The organism is Stenotrophomonas sp. SBJS02, from assembly GCF_020428325.2.
Classification (GTDB): domain Bacteria; phylum Pseudomonadota; class Gammaproteobacteria; order Xanthomonadales; family Xanthomonadaceae; genus Stenotrophomonas; species Stenotrophomonas africana.
In genome coordinates this window covers 760,553-777,808 of the sequence record NZ_CP109812.1, presented here as the reverse complement: position 1 = coordinate 777,808, position 17,256 = coordinate 760,553, and the positions used below count along the sequence as shown (strand labels likewise).

Sequence of the window (17,256 nt, the reverse complement as noted above, 5' to 3'; positions counted from 1 at the left end):
TGGACCTACGGGTGCGCGGCACCGGTCGCGGAGGCTGCCGGCTCGTGCCAGATGCGCTGCCACATCGCGGCAAGCCGGCGCCCGGCGTCGGCGCGCGCGGCGGGACTGCTGTAATCCGCCCGCACCTGCCCGGGCGTGATTGGCCGCCACTGCCCGTCGACCTGCTCAGCCACGACAAAGTTGAACGTGTAGTCCGGCTCCAGCCCCATGCGCAGGTCGCTCAGCACCAGCCGCCCGTCCAGCACCTGTGCTCGCATGAAGCCGCGATTGAACCACGTCAGCTGCTGCACCGCCGGGATGCCCTCTGCTTCACGCAAGGCCTGCACGTTGGACGCGTGGCCTTCAAACTGCATCGGCCCGTGGTCGGCCACCAGCGAGCGGTCACCCACCACGTAGCCATTCGGTGTCATCGCCACCACCCGCCACAGCAGGGTGTTGAACGGCATCGGCACCGAGAAGCGCGGTGCATCGCCCAGGCCCATCGCCGCCAGGCTCTGCTGCGCGGCACGGTCGACCTGCGCTTTGGCGATCAGGCCCCAGCCCAGATAGGCACTGCTGAGCAGCAGGGCCACGCCCAGCACCTTGCCAGCCCAGGGGCGGGCACGGCCAAACCAGGCCAGCACGCAGCCCAGCAGCAGCCATACCGTGTAGCCGAGATCGATGATGAAGACGCTGGAACCCATCGTCGGGTGTGGCCGCAGCGGCCACCACAGCTGGGTGCCGTAAACGGTGAACGCATCCAACAGCGGATGGGTGACCAGCGCCAGCTGGATCGCCCAGAACCAGCGCACCGGTGATTGCGCGACACGGCCGTTGCCGAAGCGCTTGAACAACCACCAGATCAATGCGGCCACCCAGGGCAGCACCAGCAGTGAATGGCTGAAGCTGCGGTGCTCGATCATGTTCGCCACCGGGTCGGCGGCGGTGAAGCCGAGCCACAGGGCGTCGAGGTCCGGCAGGGTGCCAAGCGCGGCACCGGCCAGCAGGGCCGCGCGGCGGTGGCCGGGCGGGGCGATGGCAGCAGCGACGGCGCCGCCGAGCATGATCTGGGTCAGGGAATCCATGGGCCGATGCTAGCGGCTTGCAGGCGGTGCATGTAGAGCCGAGCCCATGCTCGGCTGCTCTTCGTTGGGCGCCACGTCAGCCGAGCATGGGCTCGGCTCTACAGGAGGACAGACGCGCGTTATGCCGCCTGCGACATCCGCGCGCCGGGCAGCTCCAGCAGCGTCTGGCCGTTGTGGTCGAGCAGGCGCAACGCGCCATCATGGTCTTCGGCCAGTGCGGTCAGGCTCTCGACCCAATCGCCGTCGTTGGCATAGACCAGACCATCGCGTTCAATCAACGCAGCGCGGTGGATGTGGCCGCAGACGATGCCGTCCAGGCCGCGTCGGCGCACGTCGTCCAGCCCGGCCTGCACGAAGCGCTCGATGTAGCGTTCAGCGGCACCGCTGCGCTTCTTCAGGAACTCCGACAGCGACCAGTAGCGCATCCCCAGCAGCCGCCGCACCGCGTTCAGCGCCTGGTTGCCGGTCAGGATGCGGTAGTACAGCCAGTCGCCGAATTTCTCCTGCAGGCCACCGAAGTGGGTCACGCCGTCGTACTCGTCGCCGTGTGCGACCAGCAGCCTGCGGCCATCGGCGGTCACATGGATGGCGCGGCGGCGCACCTGCATCGCTGGCAGCATCAGCCCGCATACCTGCCGCAGCGAGGCATCGTGGTTGCCGGGAATGTAGATGATCTCGGTGCCTGCACGGCGCAACGCGTGCAGGGCCTGGATGACTTCGCTGTGCGACTGCCGCCAGTTGGCGCGGCGATGCGCCATCCACCACAGGTCGATGATGTCGCCGACCAGATACAACCGTTCGCAGCGCAGCTGCGAGAGGAACCCTGCCAGCTCAGTGGCATGGCAATGACGCGAACCCAGATGCACATCGGAGACGAACACTGCGCGCCGGTGTGGCGACAGGTTCGCCAGCGCGCTCATGCCGGCGTCCCCGCGTCGCGCAGGTAGCGTCTGCGCTTGTTCGGCCGGATCGCGCACAGATCCACTTCAATCAGGCCGTCGATCGAATCACTGAAGTCCGGGTCGACACCGAAGGCGAGGAAGCGCGCGCCACCGGGTTCGCACAGATCGGTGTACTGGCGATACAGCGTCGGGACGCCGGTGCCGAGAGCGGCCAGGTTGGCCTTGAGCACATCGAACGCGGCGCCTGCATCCAGCTCGCCGAAACTCGGCGGCGCGGCGAAGTACTGGAACGGGCGGTTCGATTCGGCCAGGCCGGCGGTGCCGCTGTAATAGCGCTGGTAGTACGCCACCAGCTGCTCGCGCGCATCGCGTGGCAGCGCCGCGCTGATCGACACCGCGCCGAACAGGTAGCGGATGCCCGGCCGGCACTGCAGGTAGGCGCCGATGCCCTGCCACAGGTAATCCAGGCTGCGGCTGCCCCAGTAATCGGGCACCACGAAGCTGCGGCCCAGTTCCAGGCCCTCGGCGATGTGGGTGATCGCATCGTCGGAATAGCGGAACAGCGACGCGCTGTAGAGCCCGGACAGTCCGTGCCGGGCCAACGCATGGGCGCCGCGCATGATCCGGTACGCGCCGGCAATGCGCTGCGCGGCCGCGTCCCAGATCACGATGTGCTCGTACCGCGGGTCGTAGTCGTCCAGGTCGCGGCTGCGCCCGGTACCCTCGCCCACCTGGCGGAACGTCAGTTCGCGCAGGCGGCCCAACTCCAGCAGCAGCGGTGAATCAGCGGTACAGGTGGCCAGCAGGATCTGCTTGCCATCGGCGGTCTGGCCCAGCTGCGTGGCCGCCGCGATGCCCGCGGCGACCTGCGAGGGCGGCACCGGGGCGGCCAGCGGCTCCGGGCCTGCGCAGGCAACGGCATTACCGGCCCCACCATTGCGGCCCAGCGCATACAGCGCGCGGCGTACCGCCAGCAGCTGTGCGCCCGGGTCACCGCCTTTGCCCAGCTGCATCGGCTCACCGATGCTCAGCCGCAGTGGGCGGCCACGCCGGGTGAACATCTCGCGCGCCAGCAGCGCGGTGCCGGCCGGCTTGAACAGGGTCGAGGCGCCGTAGAACAGCGCCGAGTTTCGCGCTTCCACACGCACCGGCAGCACCGGCGCGCCGGCGGTACGGGCAAAGCGGACGAACCCGCGCTGCCAACGGCCATCACGGATGCCGCGCAGCGACAGCCGCGAGACCTCGCCGGCCGGGAACACGATCACGCACTGCTCGGCGGCCAACGCCTCCTCGACCGCATGCAGGCTGCCATGCTGGGCCTTGCCACCGAGGATGCGCACCGGCAGCAGCAGGTCCTGCAGTGGCGCGATGGCCCCCAGCAGGTCGTTGGCCACGATCCGCACGTCGCGGCGGATACGGCCAACCGCGTCCAGCAGTGCGAGGGCATCCAGTGCCCCGGAGGGGTGGTTGGCGACGATCAGCAGGCGGCCGGTGGCGGGAATCTTCGCCAGCGCGGCCGGGTCCACCTGGTACTGGCCGTCGATGAATTCCAGGCCGGCAGCGACGAAACCGAATCCGCGCAATCCTGCACTGCGCTGCAGGAAAGCTTCGATCTGGCCCAACCGCGACCAGCGCCCGACGCTGCGCAGCAGCGGCCGCGCCAGTTGGCCTCGGCGGCCGTGGAACCAATCAGGGAAGCGTTGCTGGAGACGCTGTTCAAGTTCCTGCATGGCGGTTTCACTCATGCCCGGCGGCCGGATTGGCCGACAGCCTGCTCCCGGCAGGCGGCAGCCAGATGGCGGTTTTGGGGCAGAACGATGACCACGGGTCCGTCTTGTCGACAGGGACGCCGCCTGCGCGGTCGGGGGCCGCAGCGCCCGCCCCGTTGTCACGCTGGTGGAACACTGGGCCTCGACGCTGGGCCCCAATCCCGGCCAGACGGCCCCTGCCGGGCCTACACGGGCTTAACCACCGGCAACCGGTACAGGTTCACAATGCACAGGCGGCGCACCCCGTGTATCATTCGCGCCCATCTTTCCATCCGAATCAAGGGATATTACGCCTGATGTCCAGCTATCTCTTCACCTCCGAGTCGGTCTCCGAAGGCCATCCGGACAAGGTTGCCGACCAGATTTCCGATGCGGTGCTGGACGCGATCCTGACCCAGGACCAGCGCGCCCGCGTGGCGTGCGAGACCATGGTCAAGACCGGTGTTGCCATTGTGGCCGGTGAAATCACCACCAGTGCCTGGATCGACCTGGAAGCGCTGACCCGCAAGGTCATCACGGACATCGGCTACGACAGCTCCGACGTCGGCTTCGACGGCGCCACCTGCGGCGTGCTGAACCTGATCGGCAAGCAGTCGCCGCACATCGCCCAGGGCGTGGATCGCAAGAAGCCGGAAGAAATGGGCGCTGGCGACCAGGGCCTGATGTTCGGCTATGCCACCAACGAGACCGACAGCTACATGCCGGCCGCGATCCACCTGTCGCACCGCCTGGTCGAGCAGCAGGCCAAGATCCGCAAGAAGAAGAATTCGCCGCTGTCGTGGCTGCGTCCGGACGCCAAGAGCCAGGTCACCCTGCGCTATGAAAACGGCGTGGTCTCGGCCATCGACGCGGTGGTGCTGTCGACCCAGCACGCCCCGGGCATCAAGCAGAAGGACCTCATCGAGGCCGTCCGCGAAGAGATCATCAAGCCGGTGCTGCCGGCCAAGTGGCTGCACAAGGGCACCAAGTTCCACATCAACCCGACCGGCAAGTTCGAGATCGGTGGCCCGGTGGGCGACTGCGGCCTGACCGGCCGCAAGATCATCGTCGACACCTACGGCGGCTGGGCCCGTCACGGTGGTGGCGCCTTCTCCGGCAAGGACCCGTCCAAGGTCGACCGTTCGGCTGCCTACGCGGCCCGCTACGTCGCCAAGAACGTGGTTGCCGCCGGCTTGGCCGACCGTTGCGAAGTGCAGGTCTCCTACGCCATCGGCGTGGCTGAGCCGACTTCGATCTCGGTCACCACCTTCGGCACCGGCAAGATCAGCGACGACAAGATCGAGAAGCTGATCCGCAAGCACTTCGACCTGCGCCCGTACGGCATCATCAAGATGCTGGACCTGATCCACCCGATGTACCAGCAGACCGCGGCCTACGGCCACTTCGGCCGCAAGCCGAAGGAGTTCAGCTACCTCAACGGCGAAGGCGAGACCGTCAACGCCACGGCCTTCTCCTGGGAGAAGACCGACCGCGCCGCCGCCCTGCGCGCCGATGCGAAGCTGAAGTAAAGCCGGCTGATAAAGCCGGCGGGTAGAGCCGACTGTTAGTCGGCTGACGGTGAGGAAGGGCCGCGCAAGCGGCCCTTCTGCTTTCTGGTAGAGCCGGCCGCTGGCCGGCTTTTTCATGGCCTCCGGAAACAATCGCGTCGTTGCCGGCCAGCGGCCGGCGCTACCCGGTTGCCGATACAATCGCCCCATGTCGACCGAACTGAAATCCCACCAGCTGTCCATGACCGTGCTGATGTCGCCGGAAATGGCCAATTTTTCCGGCAAGGTCCACGGCGGTGCGATCCTGCGCCTGCTCGACCAGGTCGCCTACGCCTGCGCCAGCCGTTATGCCGGCAGCTACGTGGTCACCCTGTCGGTGGACCAGGTGATGTTCCGCCAACCGATCGCAGTGGGTGAGCTGGTCACCTTCCTGGCCTCGGTGAACCACACCGGCACCTCGTCGATGGAGATCGGCATCAAGGTGGTGGCCGAGGACATCCTCAAGCGCAGCGTGCGCCACGCCAACAGCTGCTTCTTCACCATGGTGGCCGTGGATGAGGAAGGCCGGCCGACACCGGTGCCGCCCTTGCAGCCGGTCACGTCGGACGAGAAGCGCCGCCAGGCAGCCGCACTGATCCGCCGCCAGCTGCGCCAGGAAATGGAGCAGCGCCATCTGGAACTGCTGGCGTCGAATCCACCGTCGCCGGAGGAATGAGGGCGTGCGGGGCAAGCCCCACACCCACCGAGGCAGGTAGCGCCGGCGGATGCAGAAGGTCAGCCCGTGTTCTGCACGCCCTGCGAAACACCGTTCACGCACGCCACCAGCGCGCGCAGCAGGTCCTCGTCTTCGCGTCCGCTGGCCCGCCAGCGCTGTAGCAGGTCCACCTGCAGCACGCTGATCGGATCGACGTACGGATTGCGCAGGCGGATCGACAGCGCCAGCCGCGCATCGTGGTCCAGCAGCGTCTGCTGGTCCATCAAGGCCAGCAGCCAGTGCCGGGTGAGTTCCAGTTCGCGCTGCACCTGCGGGAAGAAGCGGTCGTGCAGGTCGCCCGACAACAGCGAGAACTGCTCGGCGATGGTGATATCGCCCTTGGACAGCACCATCGCGATGTCGTCCAGGAAGGTACGGAAGAACGGCCAGTCACGCGCCATATCGCGCAGCGTCTGTTCGTGGCCGGCATCAACCGCCGCCTGCAGGCCACTGCCCACGCCGTACCAGCCGGGGATCACCGCCCGCGCCTGGCTCCAGGCGAACACCCAGGGAATCGCACGCAGGTTGCCCAGTGCCGCGTCCTGGCCGAGCCGGCGCGAAGGACGCGAGCCCAGCGTCATCCGCTCGATCACGTCGATGGGTGTGGCGGTACGGAAGTAATCCATGAAGCCGGCCTGGCCAACGAACCCGCGATACACCTCGCTGCTGGCCGATGACACCACGTCCATCACCGGTCGCCACTCATCCTCGCGCGGCTCGGCGGCACGCGGGCGCAGGCTGGCGCGCAGCACCGCACCGGTGGCCTGTTCCAGCGAGCGCAGGGCCAGCGCGCGGATGCCGTACTTGCGATGGATCACCTCGCCCTGCTCGGTCACCCGCAGGCGGCCATCGATGCTGCCGCGCGGCGACGCATCGACCGCGTGCGTGGTCTTGCCACCACCACGGCTGATCGAACCGCCACGGCCATGGAAGAAGGTCAGGCGGATGCCGGCCTCGGCCGCCACCTCCAGCAGTTCCACCTGCGCGCGCTGCAGGCCCCAGCGCGAAGCAGCAATGCCACCATCCTTGCTGCTGTCCGAATAGCCCAGCATCACCATCTGCACGTCGTCGCGTGCTTGCAGGTGCGCGCGATAGATCGGGTCGGCCAGCAGGTCACGCAGGGTCGCGGTGCCGCGCTTGAGGTCATCCACGGTCTCGAACAGTGGCGCGATGTCGAGCGGCACCGCACCGCCCTCCTCTACCAAACCGCCACGGCGCGCCAGCGCCAGTACCGCCAGCACGTCGCTGCGGTCGTGCGCCATCGAGATGATGTAGCTGCCCAGTGCATCGCTGCCATGCCGCGCGCGCGCATCGGCCAGCGCAGCGAACACCGCATCCAGCCGCTGGTTGCCCTCGTCATTACCCTTGGGCAGCGTGTCTTCGCCGCTGGCGTGCGGGCCCAGCAGGCGCGCTCGGCCCAGCGCGTCCAGCGCCTGCCAGGTTGCTTCACCGCCCAGCACGGCGGCCAGCGCGCGCGCATGCACGCTCGATTCCTGGCGCACATCCAACCGCGCCAGATGGAAGCCGAAGGTCTTCACCCGCCACAGCAGGCGCTGCACGGCAAAGCCGCCAGCATGTTCGCCGCGATTGGCGCGCAGGCTGTCGAGGATCAGCTGCAGGTCGTCGATCAGTTCAGCGGGGCCGGCGTAGGCGCCCTCGCCGTCATCCAGCGTCGCCTGCAGGCGTGCGCGCATGCGGTCATTGAGCAGGCGGTACGGCATGTCGGCATGGCGCGGGCGCGACTGCACCCGCGGCAGCAGCTGCTGGTACTGCGCCACGCGTGCCTGCAATGCGTCGCTCACCCCTACCCGCTCGGTGGACTGGCTGAGCAGGCTGGCCAGCTGCAGCAGTTCCTTCTGATAGCGCCCGAGCACCGCCTGCCGCTGCGCATCCAGCGTGTTGCGGATGGTGGTGGCATCCACGTTCGGGTTGCCGTCCATGTCGCCGCCTACCCAGGTGCCGAAGCGCAGCAGGCGCGGCAGCGGCAGTTCTTCGCCGTAGGTATCGCGCAGCGCCTGCTGCAGTGATTCGTACAGCACCGGAATCACGCGATACAGCACCTGCACCAGATAGAAGCCGACGTGCTCGCGCTCGTCATCGACCGTGGGCCGCACTGGCGAGGAGTCGGTGGTCTGCCACGACGCCGTGAGCGCCATGCGGAAGCGCGCCGCATCGGCGGCGGCCTCGCCCGGCGTGCGCTGGCCGTCGAGGTTGTCGACCAGGCTGGCCACCATCAGCTGCTCTTTTTCCAGCAGCGCACGGCGCACGGCTTCGGTCGGATGCGCGGTGAACACCGGCTCGATGTCGATGCGCGGGAGCCACTGCGCCAGTTCGTCCAGGCCCACGCCCTGCGCCTTCAGGTGCTGCAGCGCGTCCTGCAGGCCATCGGGCTGCGCACCTGCGGTACCGGCGCGCTGGTAGTCACGGCGACGGCGGATGCGATGCACGCGCTCGGCGATGTTGACCACCTGGAAGTATGTGCTGAACGCCCGCACCATGGTCTCGGCCTGCTGCGGCGTGCGCCCGGCCAGGCCTTCGGCCAGCTCGGACAGGGGCGCCTGATTCTCGCGGCGGGCGATGGCGCGGGTGCGCACGTCTTCGACATCGTCGAGAAACGCGGCCGAAACCTGTTCAACCAGCAGGTCACCGACCAGCGCGCCAAGCCGGCGCACATCATCGCGAAGCGGAAGATCGGGAGAAGCAAATTCGATGCTGCTGCGGTACTCGTTCATCGGCGACGCACAGGCCTCGGTCAACGGATCCAGGCCCCAAGCCTAAACCAGAACGGGCGTCGTGCTGCGATGCAAAAATGGTTTCATCTGCACGTATCCGCAGCAGAAGCAGCCGAGCGTGGGCTCGGCTCTACAGACATCATCACGTGCTATACCGTGTAGCGCCCGAGCCCATGCTCGGGCGGCGGCGCAGCCGCACAGGCGGCCCCTGTTGCAGGGGCCGCCCTCATGCAGGTATCAGCGCTTCTTCTTCGCCTTGCCCTGCTCGGCCGGGCCGATGGTCTGTTCCAGCCAGCGCTCGCTCTCGGCCAGCATGGTCAAGATCGATTCGCGTGCGCGGTAGGCATGCGATTCGTTCGGCAGCATCACCAGTCGCGCCGTGCCACCCAAGCCCTTCACCGCGGCGAACATGCGCTCGCTCTGCAGCGGGAACGTGCCGGAGTTGTTGTCGTCCACGCCATGGATGAAGAGGATCGGATCCTTGATCCTGTCAGCGTAATTGAACGGCGCCATCTTCTGGTAGACGTCCTGCGCCTGCCAGTAGTTGCGCTCCTCGGCCTGGAAGCCGAACGGAGTGAGCGTGCGGTTGTAGGCGCCGCTGCGCGCGATGCCCGCCTTGAACAGGCGCGTGTGCGCCAGCAGGTTGGCGGTCATGAACGCACCATAGGAATGGCCACCGATGGCGATGTGGTCGCGATCGGTCACGCCACGGCGCACCACTTCATCCACCGCTGCCTGCGCGTTGGCCACCAGCTGTTCGATGTAGGTGTCGTTCGGCTCCTTGTCGCCCTCACCGATGATCGGCATCGACGGGCTGGCCAGCACCACATAACCCTTGGCCAGGAACGCCTGCGGGCCCCAGTAGCTGACCGCGTTGAAGCGGTACGGCGAATCGGTCACCTGGCTGGCCGCGGCCGCGCTCTTGAACTCACCCGGGTAGGCCCACATCAGCAGCGGGCGCGGGCCATCGCGCTTCGGGTCGTAGCCCGGCGGCAGCAGCAGGGTCGCGGTCAGGTCGACGCCATCCTTGCGCTTGTAGCGGATCTGTTCCTTCTGCACGCCCTTCAACTGCGGCAGCGGATGGGCGAAGTGGGTCAGCGCGCGCGCTGCGGTACCCGCATCGGCCAGCGACTGCACGTAGAAATTGGCCGGCTCGTCCGGGCTCTCGCGGCTCAGCAGCAGCGAGCTGCCCTGGTTGTCCAGCAATGCCACCGGCAGCGAATAGCTCGGCGCCTGCGAGTGGAACAGGCGGGTGGCCTTGCCGCTGGCGATGTCGAAGCGGTCCACGAACGGACGGTCACCTTCCGGCGAAGCACCCGCACCGACCAGGTACAGGCTGCTGCCATCAGCACTGGTCTGCAGCAGCGAGCGGCCACGATCGTCGCTGGACACCTGCGGACGACCCGGGTCGGCGTAGCGGTCCTGCGCATCGCGGTCCCACAGCAGGCGCGGCTCGGTACCGGCGTTGTCCGGGGCGATCAGCCAGGTCCTGGTCTTGCGGGTCTTCCACCACGATTCGGTCAGCAGGGCCAGGTCACCGCGGCCCCAGCTGATGCCGGCCAGGCGGCTGCCAAGCTGGGCCAGCGTCACCGGCGGCTTGTCGAACGGCGCGGCCTGCATCAGCACCGCATCGCGCACCTTGGCATCCCTGTTCGGGTCGCCGCCGTCCTGCGCTTCGGCCCAGACCAGGGTTGCATCGGCATCGCCGCGCCAGCTGATGTCGCGCACGCCGGTCACTTCAGCGTCGTTGCCGGTCGGCAGGCCTTCCACCAGCGGGCGCACGGCCACGGTGTGCACCAGCGTGCCGCTGGCTCGGTCGATCACTTCGATACGGCGCGGGAAACTGGTCACCGGCACCACGTAGGAGTACGGGCGCTGCACCGGCTGGCGCAGCACGAAGCGGCCGTCCGGCGACACCGAGAAGCCCATGAAGATGCCGGCCGCGCCGATCGTGCGGGTGTTGCCGTCCAGGCTGACTTCCATCGGCTGGGTGGTGGCGTAGTAATCGAACTGGCGCGCGTCGGCCTCGTTCTTCAGCAGGTCCTGGTAGGTACGGATCGACACCACGCCGCTGCCCTGGCTGGTCTGCTGCACGGCCGGGCCGGTCGGAATGCCGTCGGCGGCCGGGGCCGCACCGAGGTTGGCCGGGCGGGTGAACACCACCAGTCCGCGGCTGTCCGGCAACCACTGGTAGCCACTGCCGATCACCGTGTTCAGGCCGGCGACCAGGCGACGGGCGCTGCCGCCGGCCACGTCCACCAGCCACAGTTCATTGGCGCCACTGGCGGCGTCGACCTGGTTGAAGGCCAGCCACTTCTGGTCCGGCGACCACATCACACTGGCGATCGACAGCTTGGCCGGCAGGCCGCTGATCTGCCGTTCCTTGCCGTCGGCCACGTTCATCAGCCACAGCTTCTCGCCGAAGCTGAAGCGGCTGTCGGAGAACGTGCGCGGGTTGATGCGCAGGCCGGCCAGCTTCAGTTCCGGCTGCGCCACCACCTGGATCGAAGGCAGCGACGGCATCTGCATCATCGCGGCCACGTCGCGGCGTGGCGACAGGTACAACGAGGGCGCACGGGGTGCGTCCACCACCGCCTGCAGCGCGGCCGAGGGCAGTTCGTAGCCGTTGACGCCCCGGGCCTGTGCGGCCGCGGGCTGCGGCGCTGCCGCCCAGGCCAGCGGGGCCACCGCCAGCAGTCCCATCGACAGGACCAGGCCGGTCCAGCGCCGTGTGCGGCGCGCGTGCATGCTCATCGTTCCACCTGTGTGATGCGTGAAAACACCGACCTTAACAGGCCGTGCACGCCCGCCCATCTGCCGATGGTTGGGTCATCCGGATGTCATGCCGGGGCCGCGATATAATGGGGGTTCTCCCCTGCCGAGGGGCGCTGCGACCGGATCCCGTGAGGCCCGGCCAGGCTCGGTGAGGTGGCTTTGTAACAACGGCGCCCGGCTAGATGCGAGCACCCGCTCGCCCACAACCGGAGCACACGAATGAACGCTGTTGCCAAGACCTTCTCCACCGAAGGTGATTACAAGATCCGCGATATCACGCTGGCCGACTGGGGCCGCAAGGAACTGGACATCGCCGAGCACGAAATGCCGGGCCTGATGTCGATCCGCCGCAAGTACCAGGCCGAGCTGCCGCTGAAGGGCGTGCGCGTGACCGGCTCGCTGCACATGACCATCCAGACCGCGGTGCTGATCGAGACCCTGAAGGACATCGGCGCCGACGTGCGCTGGGCCTCGTGCAACATCTTCTCGACCCAGGACCACGCCGCTGCCGCCATCGCCGCCACCGGCACCCCGGTGTTCGCCTGGAAGGGCGAGACCCTGGAAGAGTACTGGGACTGCACCCTGGACGCGCTGACCTTCACCCTGGCCGACGGCACCCTGACCGGCCCGGAGCTGGTGGTCGACGACGGCGGTGACGTGACCCTGCTGATCCACAAGGGCTACGAGCTGGAAAACGGCAGCGACTGGGTCAACACCGCGTCCTCCTCGCACGAAGAACAGGTCATCAAGAACCTGCTCAAGCGCGTCGCCAAGGAGCGCCCGGGTTACTGGGGCCGCGTGGTCAAGGACTGGAAGGGCGTCTCCGAAGAGACCACCACCGGCGTGCACCGCCTGTACCAGCTGGCCCAGGCCGGCACCCTGCTGATCCCGGCGATCAACGTCAACGACTCGGTCACCAAGAGCAAGTTCGACAACCTGTACGGCTGCCGCGAGTCGCTGGCCGATGGCCTGAAGCGCGCGATGGACGTGATGCTGGCCGGCAAGGTGGCCGTGGTCTGCGGCTATGGCGACGTCGGCAAGGGCTGCGCCGCCTCGCTGCGTGCCTACGGGGCGCGCGTGATCGTCACCGAGATCGACCCGATCTGCGCCCTGCAGGCGGCGATGGAAGGCTATGAAGTCAATACCATCGAATCGACCCTGGGCCGTGCCGACCTGTACGTCACCACCACCGGCAACAAGGACATCATCCGCATCGAGCACCTCAGCGCGATGAAGGACCAGGCCATCGTCTGCAACATCGGCCACTTCGACAACGAGATCCAGGTCGACGCGCTGGTGTCGTTCGCCGGCATCAAGCACGTCAACATCAAGCCGCAGGTGGACAAGTACATCTTCCCGAACGGCAACGCGATCTTCCTGCTGGCCGAAGGCCGCCTGGTGAACCTGGGCTGCGCCACCGGCCACCCGAGCTTCGTGATGTCCAACAGCTTCGCCAACCAGACCCTGGCACAGATCGACCTGTGGGCGAACAAGGACAGCTACGAGAAGAAGGTCTACCTGCTGCCGAAGAAGCTGGACGAGGAAGTGGCGCGTCTGCACCTGGAGAAGATCGGCGTGAAGCTGACCACCCTGAGCCAGGAACAGGCCGATTACATCGGCGTGCCGGTGGAAGGCCCGTTCAAGCCGGACCACTACCGCTACTGATGCCTGCGGAGTGCCGGCCAGCGGGCGGCACCACCGGTGCATGCAACACACGGAACGGGCGCCCTCGGGCGCCCGTTCTGCATTTGCGAGTGGTCGTACACCCCGCATCCAGTCCCCGCGATAGATCCACGCCATGCGTGGATGCTCCGGCAGTAGCTTCGGTCAAGGCAACACCCCCGCCCCACGCTACGATGCCCTCATGACCCCGGCCATCAACCTGCTCAAGCGCGAGAAGATCGCCCACACCGTGCGCAGCTACGTGCACGACGCCCACGCCGAATCGTATGGCGGCGAAGCCGTCGACAAGCTCGGCCTCGACCCGGCCCAGGTGTTCAAGACCCTGCTGGCCAGCACCGAGGCACACGAACTGCTGGTGGCGATCGTGCCAGTGGCCGGCCAGCTGGACTTGAAGGCATTGGCCGAAGCGGCCGGCTGCAAGAAGTGCGAGATGGCCGCTGCAGATGCCGCACAGCGCGCGACCGGCTACCTGGTCGGTGGCATCAGCCCGCTCGGGCAGAAGAAGCGCCTGCGCACCTTCCTGGACGCCAGTGCCGAAGCGCTGCCCGCGCTGCATGTCAGCGCCGGACGCCGTGGACTGGAAGTGGAACTGGCACCCACCGATCTGCTGCGCCTGACCGGTGGCCACTACGCCGCCATCGGCAAGTCACGTTGATGCGCTGGCCGTGGTCTGCAGCACCGATTCCCCGGCTCGACGATGCACAGGCCGACGTGCTGCTGCAGGACCTGTTGTCGCGCGACGCAACGCGCATCACCGATGCCGCACGCACCGTCGCCCGATTGTTCACTCCCGCATCCCTGGAGGCGTTGAGCGCGCATGTGGATACGATTGAACGCAGCTGCCAGGGCGTCGCCCTTGGCGGCATGCTGATCAGCAACCAGGCTCACCTCAAGGCGGCCCTGCAACGGCTGCGCTACTGGCAGGCGCGCGAAGGCTGCCTGTGTGCGCTCTACCCTTCCTATGTGTTCTTCAGCCCCGAGCCGCTGCTGGAACAAGGTCACGTGCAGCTGCGTGCACGGGGCGAAGCGGAGGATGGCTGGGGCGAATGCTACCGGCTAACGTGCACCTGCTGCGCGCGGCAATGGCGCGCGACCGAGCGCGAGTACCACTACCGCTGGTGGGAGTGGAAGGCCGAGCCCGCCCTGCAGATGCCCTAGTTGAGCTTGAACGTGACCGTTCCGCGTATCAGGCTCATGTCTGGCGCCTTGCCCGCCGCTTCACGCTCATAACGCCAGTCGCGCGCGTGCTTGAGCGCCGCCGCATCGAGCAGTGGGTACCCACTGGACCGGGACAGGATGATCGCCTGGGTCTTGCCTTGTGCATCCAGCAGCAGCATCAGCTCGACACCGCCCTGCTGGGCTTCGCGCATGGCGGCCGCGGGATACGCCGGGACCGACGAGAGCCGCCGCTGGTGCCAGCCTCCTTCCCGGGCAATCAACGGCGTGCTGGAAGAGAGCGGGCAACGGGCAGGCATCTGCAGGTCGAAGCCCGCAGCCCCTTGCGAAGGCCGGGTGGTGGCTGGCCCACCACAGGCAATCGCCGACACGCTCTGGAGCAATGACTGCTGACGCGAAAGCGCTGCTGCGTCATCCGCTTCCACATGGAACGTGCAACGCCCCGAGGTTGCCTGCGCCTGCAGTGAACCCACGCCCGCGTCGCGGATCTGCGTCACGTCGGACAGGGCCCCACAGGCAGCGCCTGCATCGTACTTTGCTGCCGAGCTTTCACTTGCGGCCAACAGGCCTGCGGCGACCCATGCAAACGGCATCCAACGTCGAACATCCATCCCTGTGCTCCCTGCGTTGATTCACCGCCATGGTAGCGCTCCACTGCCGTCACCCTGTTCACATGCCGGCTGTCCGGCCACAGCGTGGGCTCAGGGCCGCCAGTTGGCGTTGTTCTCCCAGAACTCCACCGAGCGCCGGTAGGCCTCCCGGTCCAGCGGTACACCGGAACCGCCCTCCTCCACGCCCAGCGCATTGCGCATCATCGTGATCGGCGCCATCGGCACCTCTTCCGGTTCGGCGGTGTAGATGCAGCCGACGATGCCCCAGTCGGCCTCGATCGGTGAACCTTCCCTCGCCAGCTGCCCGGCGCTGTACAGGATCACCACCAGGTAGTTCGCGCGCGGGGACTCCACACCCTCGAACCAGCGCACCAGTACCGGCAGTTCCTCACGGTTGCGCGCTTCGTAGCCGCTGCGCAGCAGATGGCGGTTGTCCTCGGTGACCGGCACCGTCAGGCAGCGCGTGCTGGTCCAGTTCTCATAGACGAACAACTTGCAGAACGGCGCGTAGCCGTCGAGCACCTTCAGCGGTGCGTGCGCATTGAGGTGTGCCTCGAACTGCTCGGCAGTGCAGTCCTGGAGGGTGTTGCCGCGCGGCACGCGCGGGAACAGGCGGGGACGGGCGAAATCGGTGAGGACGATGGACATGGCAGGGCGTGATCAGGAGTTCCACCGCACAGGGTAACCGCCCCGGAGCCAGGCCGGGCCAGATGCCGATGGTCACTGGCGCCCGTGTCCGGCTTGCAGCACCCTGCGGACGACCCAATGCAAGGATTGCCGGCTCATGGATGCAGCACGTGCGTTGCCCCGTTCCGCCCACCGTCGGCGATGGCCGATCGTTCTGGCCATCCTCCTGCTGGCGCCGCCATTGCTGTTCGCCGCCGCTCTGCTCTGGCCGCTGTCGGCACCGCCGTTGCCCGAGCCGGGCAACAGCCGCGTGATCGTCAACGCGCGGGTGGTGGACGTCGCGCGTGGCCAGGTCAGCGAACCCACGACAGTGACAGTGCGCAGCGGCACGATCATCGCCATCGGCGAAACGCCACGGGACACCACATTGCCGGTGCTCGATGCCGGCGGCCGCTGGCTGCTGCCCGGCTTCTGGGACATGCATACCCATGCACTGCAGCTGTCACCGCAACTGCAGTTCGCACTGATGCTGGCCAATGGCATTACCGGCACCCGCGACATGATGGACTGCCCGCAGGCTACCGACCCGCTGATCGCCTGCGTGGCCGACAAGCGCCGCTGGACCGCACAGGCCGTTGCCGGCCAGCAGGTCGCACCGCGCTTCATGCAGATCGCCAGCTTCTACTTCGAGGATCCATCACTCTCGCCAGACGCCGCCGCCGAACGCGCACGCACCTACACTGCGCGCGGCATCGATGCATTGAAGGTCTACAACCGGCTGCGTGCGGACACCTACCAGCGGCTGGCCAACGAGGCGCAGCAGCTGCGTCGCCCGCTGGTCGGCCACCTGCCCAGGGCCGTGCCTCTGGAAAGCGCATTGCAGGCGGGGCAGCGCAGCTTCGAACACGCCCATCTGTTCGTGCGGCATTGCTTCGAAAACGCAGCCGCCTGGCGTGGCGGCACCCTCGATGGCGAAGATCCGACCGCGCTGGCCGAGCGGATGGTCAGCGGATACCAGCCCGCGCTCTGCGAGGAAGCATTCGGCCTGATACAGGCAAGCGGTGCCGCGTTCGTGCCGACCCATGTCACCCGTGAAGAGGATGCACGCGCACGCGATCCGGCCTTCGTCGATGATCCGCGCCTGACCTATCTGGACCCGCTCTCACGCTGGGCGTGGCGTGATGACCTGCAGGCCACCGTGGCGCGCTATCCCGGCCGACGCGGCGAAGACGCTCTGAAGACCTACTTCGAGCATGGCCTGGCGCTCACCGGTGCGGCGCATCGCGCCGGCGTCAACGTGCTGGTCGGCACCGACACCGGATTGGGCGGCTTCCGCTACCACGATGAACTGCAGTGGCTGCGGCAAGCCGGCCTGAGCCAGGCCGACGTGCTGCGCGCAGCCACGTTGCAGGCCGCGCGTCATCTGCAGCTGCAGGCATCGCATGGCAGCGTCGAGGTCGGCAAAGCCGCAGATCTGGTGCTGCTTGATGGCAACCCGCTCCACGACACCGCCAATACCCGCCGCGTGCATGCGGTGCTGCTGGCCGGCCATCTCTACGACCGCCCGCGCCTGGATATGTTGCTGGTGTATGCGCGTTCCCAGGCGCGTTCTCCAGCAGTGATGGCACGCCTGCTGTGGGGCTTCGTGACCAGCCCGGTCAGTGCCGAGCTGTAAG

13 protein-coding genes and 1 riboswitch are annotated in these 17,256 nt (G+C 67.5%); of the genes, 6 read left to right on the top strand and 7 right to left on the bottom strand.

Going from position 1 to position 17,256, the window contains the following annotated elements:
• Positions 1-5: 5 nt before the first annotated feature.
• The 3 genes from FQS62_RS03495 to FQS62_RS03485 all read right to left on the bottom strand — a co-directional run bounded on the left by FQS62_RS03495 (position 6) and on the right by FQS62_RS03485 (position 3,696).
• Entirely contained in the window at positions 6-1,064 is a 1,059-nt protein-coding gene (locus FQS62_RS03495) for a metal-dependent hydrolase (protein WP_208043371.1), read from the bottom strand.
• A 119-nt stretch (positions 1,065-1,183) separates the two neighbouring features.
• Positions 1,184-1,984, bottom strand: a complete 801-nt coding sequence (locus FQS62_RS03490; protein ID WP_208043372.1) for a UDP-2,3-diacylglucosamine diphosphatase — start codon at positions 1,982-1,984, stop codon at positions 1,184-1,186.
• Positions 1,981-3,696 carry a bifunctional ornithine lipid synthase OlsF gene (locus tag FQS62_RS03485; protein ID WP_208043375.1) on the bottom strand — a complete coding sequence of 572 codons (1,716 nt, stop codon included), beginning with the start codon at positions 3,694-3,696 and terminating at the stop codon, positions 1,981-1,983. The genes FQS62_RS03490 and FQS62_RS03485 overlap by 4 nt, the downstream gene beginning before the upstream one ends.
• Before the next feature lie 335 nt (positions 3,697-4,031).
• Here FQS62_RS03485 and metK point away from each other — a divergent pair, with 335 nt between their 5' ends.
• The gene (metK, locus tag FQS62_RS03480) at positions 4,032-5,243 is read left to right on the top strand and encodes a methionine adenosyltransferase (protein ID WP_005408103.1); all 1,212 of its coding nucleotides are present in this window, start codon (positions 4,032-4,034) and stop codon (positions 5,241-5,243) included.
• A gap of 187 nt (positions 5,244-5,430) precedes the next feature.
• Entirely contained in the window at positions 5,431-5,937 is a 507-nt protein-coding gene (locus tag FQS62_RS03475; protein ID WP_099590110.1) for an acyl-CoA thioesterase, read from the top strand.
• A gap of 59 nt (positions 5,938-5,996) precedes the next feature.
• Here FQS62_RS03475 and ppc read toward each other — a convergent pair whose 3' ends face one another.
• A complete protein-coding gene (ppc, locus tag FQS62_RS03470; protein ID WP_099590109.1) occupies positions 5,997-8,708 on the bottom strand; it encodes a phosphoenolpyruvate carboxylase in 2,712 nt (903 codons plus the stop codon).
• Positions 8,709-8,945: 237 nt separating this feature from the next.
• Positions 8,946-11,462, bottom strand: a complete 2,517-nt coding sequence (locus FQS62_RS03465; protein WP_208043853.1) for a S9 family peptidase — start codon at positions 11,460-11,462, stop codon at positions 8,946-8,948.
• Positions 11,463-11,582: 120 nt separating this feature from the next.
• A riboswitch (S-adenosyl-L-homocysteine riboswitch) is annotated at positions 11,583-11,666 on the top strand.
• Positions 11,667-11,702: 36 nt separating this feature from the next.
• Between FQS62_RS03465 and ahcY the strand changes: the two genes are divergently transcribed.
• The 3 genes from ahcY to FQS62_RS03450 all read left to right on the top strand — a co-directional run bounded on the left by ahcY (position 11,703) and on the right by FQS62_RS03450 (position 14,324).
• A complete protein-coding gene (ahcY, locus tag FQS62_RS03460) occupies positions 11,703-13,148 on the top strand; it encodes an adenosylhomocysteinase (RefSeq protein WP_004154241.1) in 1,446 nt (481 codons plus the stop codon).
• Positions 13,149-13,347: 199 nt separating this feature from the next.
• A complete protein-coding gene (gene ybaK / locus FQS62_RS03455) occupies positions 13,348-13,821 on the top strand; it encodes a Cys-tRNA(Pro) deacylase (RefSeq protein ID WP_049448955.1) in 474 nt (157 codons plus the stop codon).
• A complete protein-coding gene (locus FQS62_RS03450) occupies positions 13,821-14,324 on the top strand; it encodes a hypothetical protein (protein ID WP_208043852.1) in 504 nt (167 codons plus the stop codon). Before ybaK ends, FQS62_RS03450 begins: the two co-directional genes overlap by 1 nt.
• On the opposite strand, the gene FQS62_RS03445 is transcribed toward FQS62_RS03450, so the two are convergent.
• Both FQS62_RS03445 and FQS62_RS03440 read right to left on the bottom strand, forming a co-directional pair.
• Positions 14,321-14,953 (bottom strand): energy transducer TonB, encoded by a 633-nt coding sequence (locus tag FQS62_RS03445; RefSeq protein ID WP_080354940.1) that lies wholly within the window; start codon positions 14,951-14,953, stop codon positions 14,321-14,323. The genes FQS62_RS03450 and FQS62_RS03445 overlap by 4 nt on opposite strands.
• Before the next feature lie 90 nt (positions 14,954-15,043).
• Positions 15,044-15,601, bottom strand: coding sequence for a DUF3228 family protein (locus FQS62_RS03440; RefSeq protein WP_049448950.1), 558 nt, complete (start codon positions 15,599-15,601; stop codon positions 15,044-15,046).
• A gap of 136 nt (positions 15,602-15,737) precedes the next feature.
• Here FQS62_RS03440 and FQS62_RS03435 point away from each other — a divergent pair, with 136 nt between their 5' ends.
• Complete coding sequence (locus FQS62_RS03435) at positions 15,738-17,255, top strand: amidohydrolase family protein (RefSeq protein WP_208043851.1); 1,518 nt, start codon at positions 15,738-15,740, stop codon at positions 17,253-17,255.
• Position 17,256: the final 1 nt, after the last annotated feature.

Excerpts from the sequence above, each read along its gene's own strand:
- FQS62_RS03495 (WP_208043371.1), bottom strand. The coding sequence starts at position 1,064 with ATGGATTCCCTGACCCAGATCATGCTCGGCGGCGCCGTCGCTGCTGCC.
- FQS62_RS03490 (WP_208043372.1), bottom strand. The coding sequence starts at position 1,984 with ATGAGCGCGCTGGCGAACCTGTCGCCACACCGGCGCGCAGTGTTCGTC.
- FQS62_RS03485 (WP_208043375.1), bottom strand. The coding sequence starts at position 3,696 with ATGCAGGAACTTGAACAGCGTCTCCAGCAACGCTTCCCTGATTGGTTC.
- metK (WP_005408103.1), top strand. The coding sequence starts at position 4,032 with ATGTCCAGCTATCTCTTCACCTCCGAGTCGGTCTCCGAAGGCCATCCG.
- FQS62_RS03475 (WP_099590110.1), top strand. The coding sequence starts at position 5,431 with ATGTCGACCGAACTGAAATCCCACCAGCTGTCCATGACCGTGCTGATG.
- ppc (WP_099590109.1), bottom strand. The coding sequence starts at position 8,708 with ATGAACGAGTACCGCAGCAGCATCGAATTTGCTTCTCCCGATCTTCCG.
- FQS62_RS03465 (WP_208043853.1), bottom strand. The coding sequence starts at position 11,462 with ATGAGCATGCACGCGCGCCGCACACGGCGCTGGACCGGCCTGGTCCTG.
- ahcY (WP_004154241.1), top strand. The coding sequence starts at position 11,703 with ATGAACGCTGTTGCCAAGACCTTCTCCACCGAAGGTGATTACAAGATC.
- ybaK (WP_049448955.1), top strand. The coding sequence starts at position 13,348 with ATGACCCCGGCCATCAACCTGCTCAAGCGCGAGAAGATCGCCCACACC.
- FQS62_RS03450 (WP_208043852.1), top strand. The coding sequence starts at position 13,821 with ATGCGCTGGCCGTGGTCTGCAGCACCGATTCCCCGGCTCGACGATGCA.
- FQS62_RS03445 (WP_080354940.1), bottom strand. The coding sequence starts at position 14,953 with ATGGATGTTCGACGTTGGATGCCGTTTGCATGGGTCGCCGCAGGCCTG.
- FQS62_RS03440 (WP_049448950.1), bottom strand. The coding sequence starts at position 15,601 with ATGTCCATCGTCCTCACCGATTTCGCCCGTCCCCGCCTGTTCCCGCGC.
- FQS62_RS03435 (WP_208043851.1), top strand. The coding sequence starts at position 15,738 with ATGGATGCAGCACGTGCGTTGCCCCGTTCCGCCCACCGTCGGCGATGG.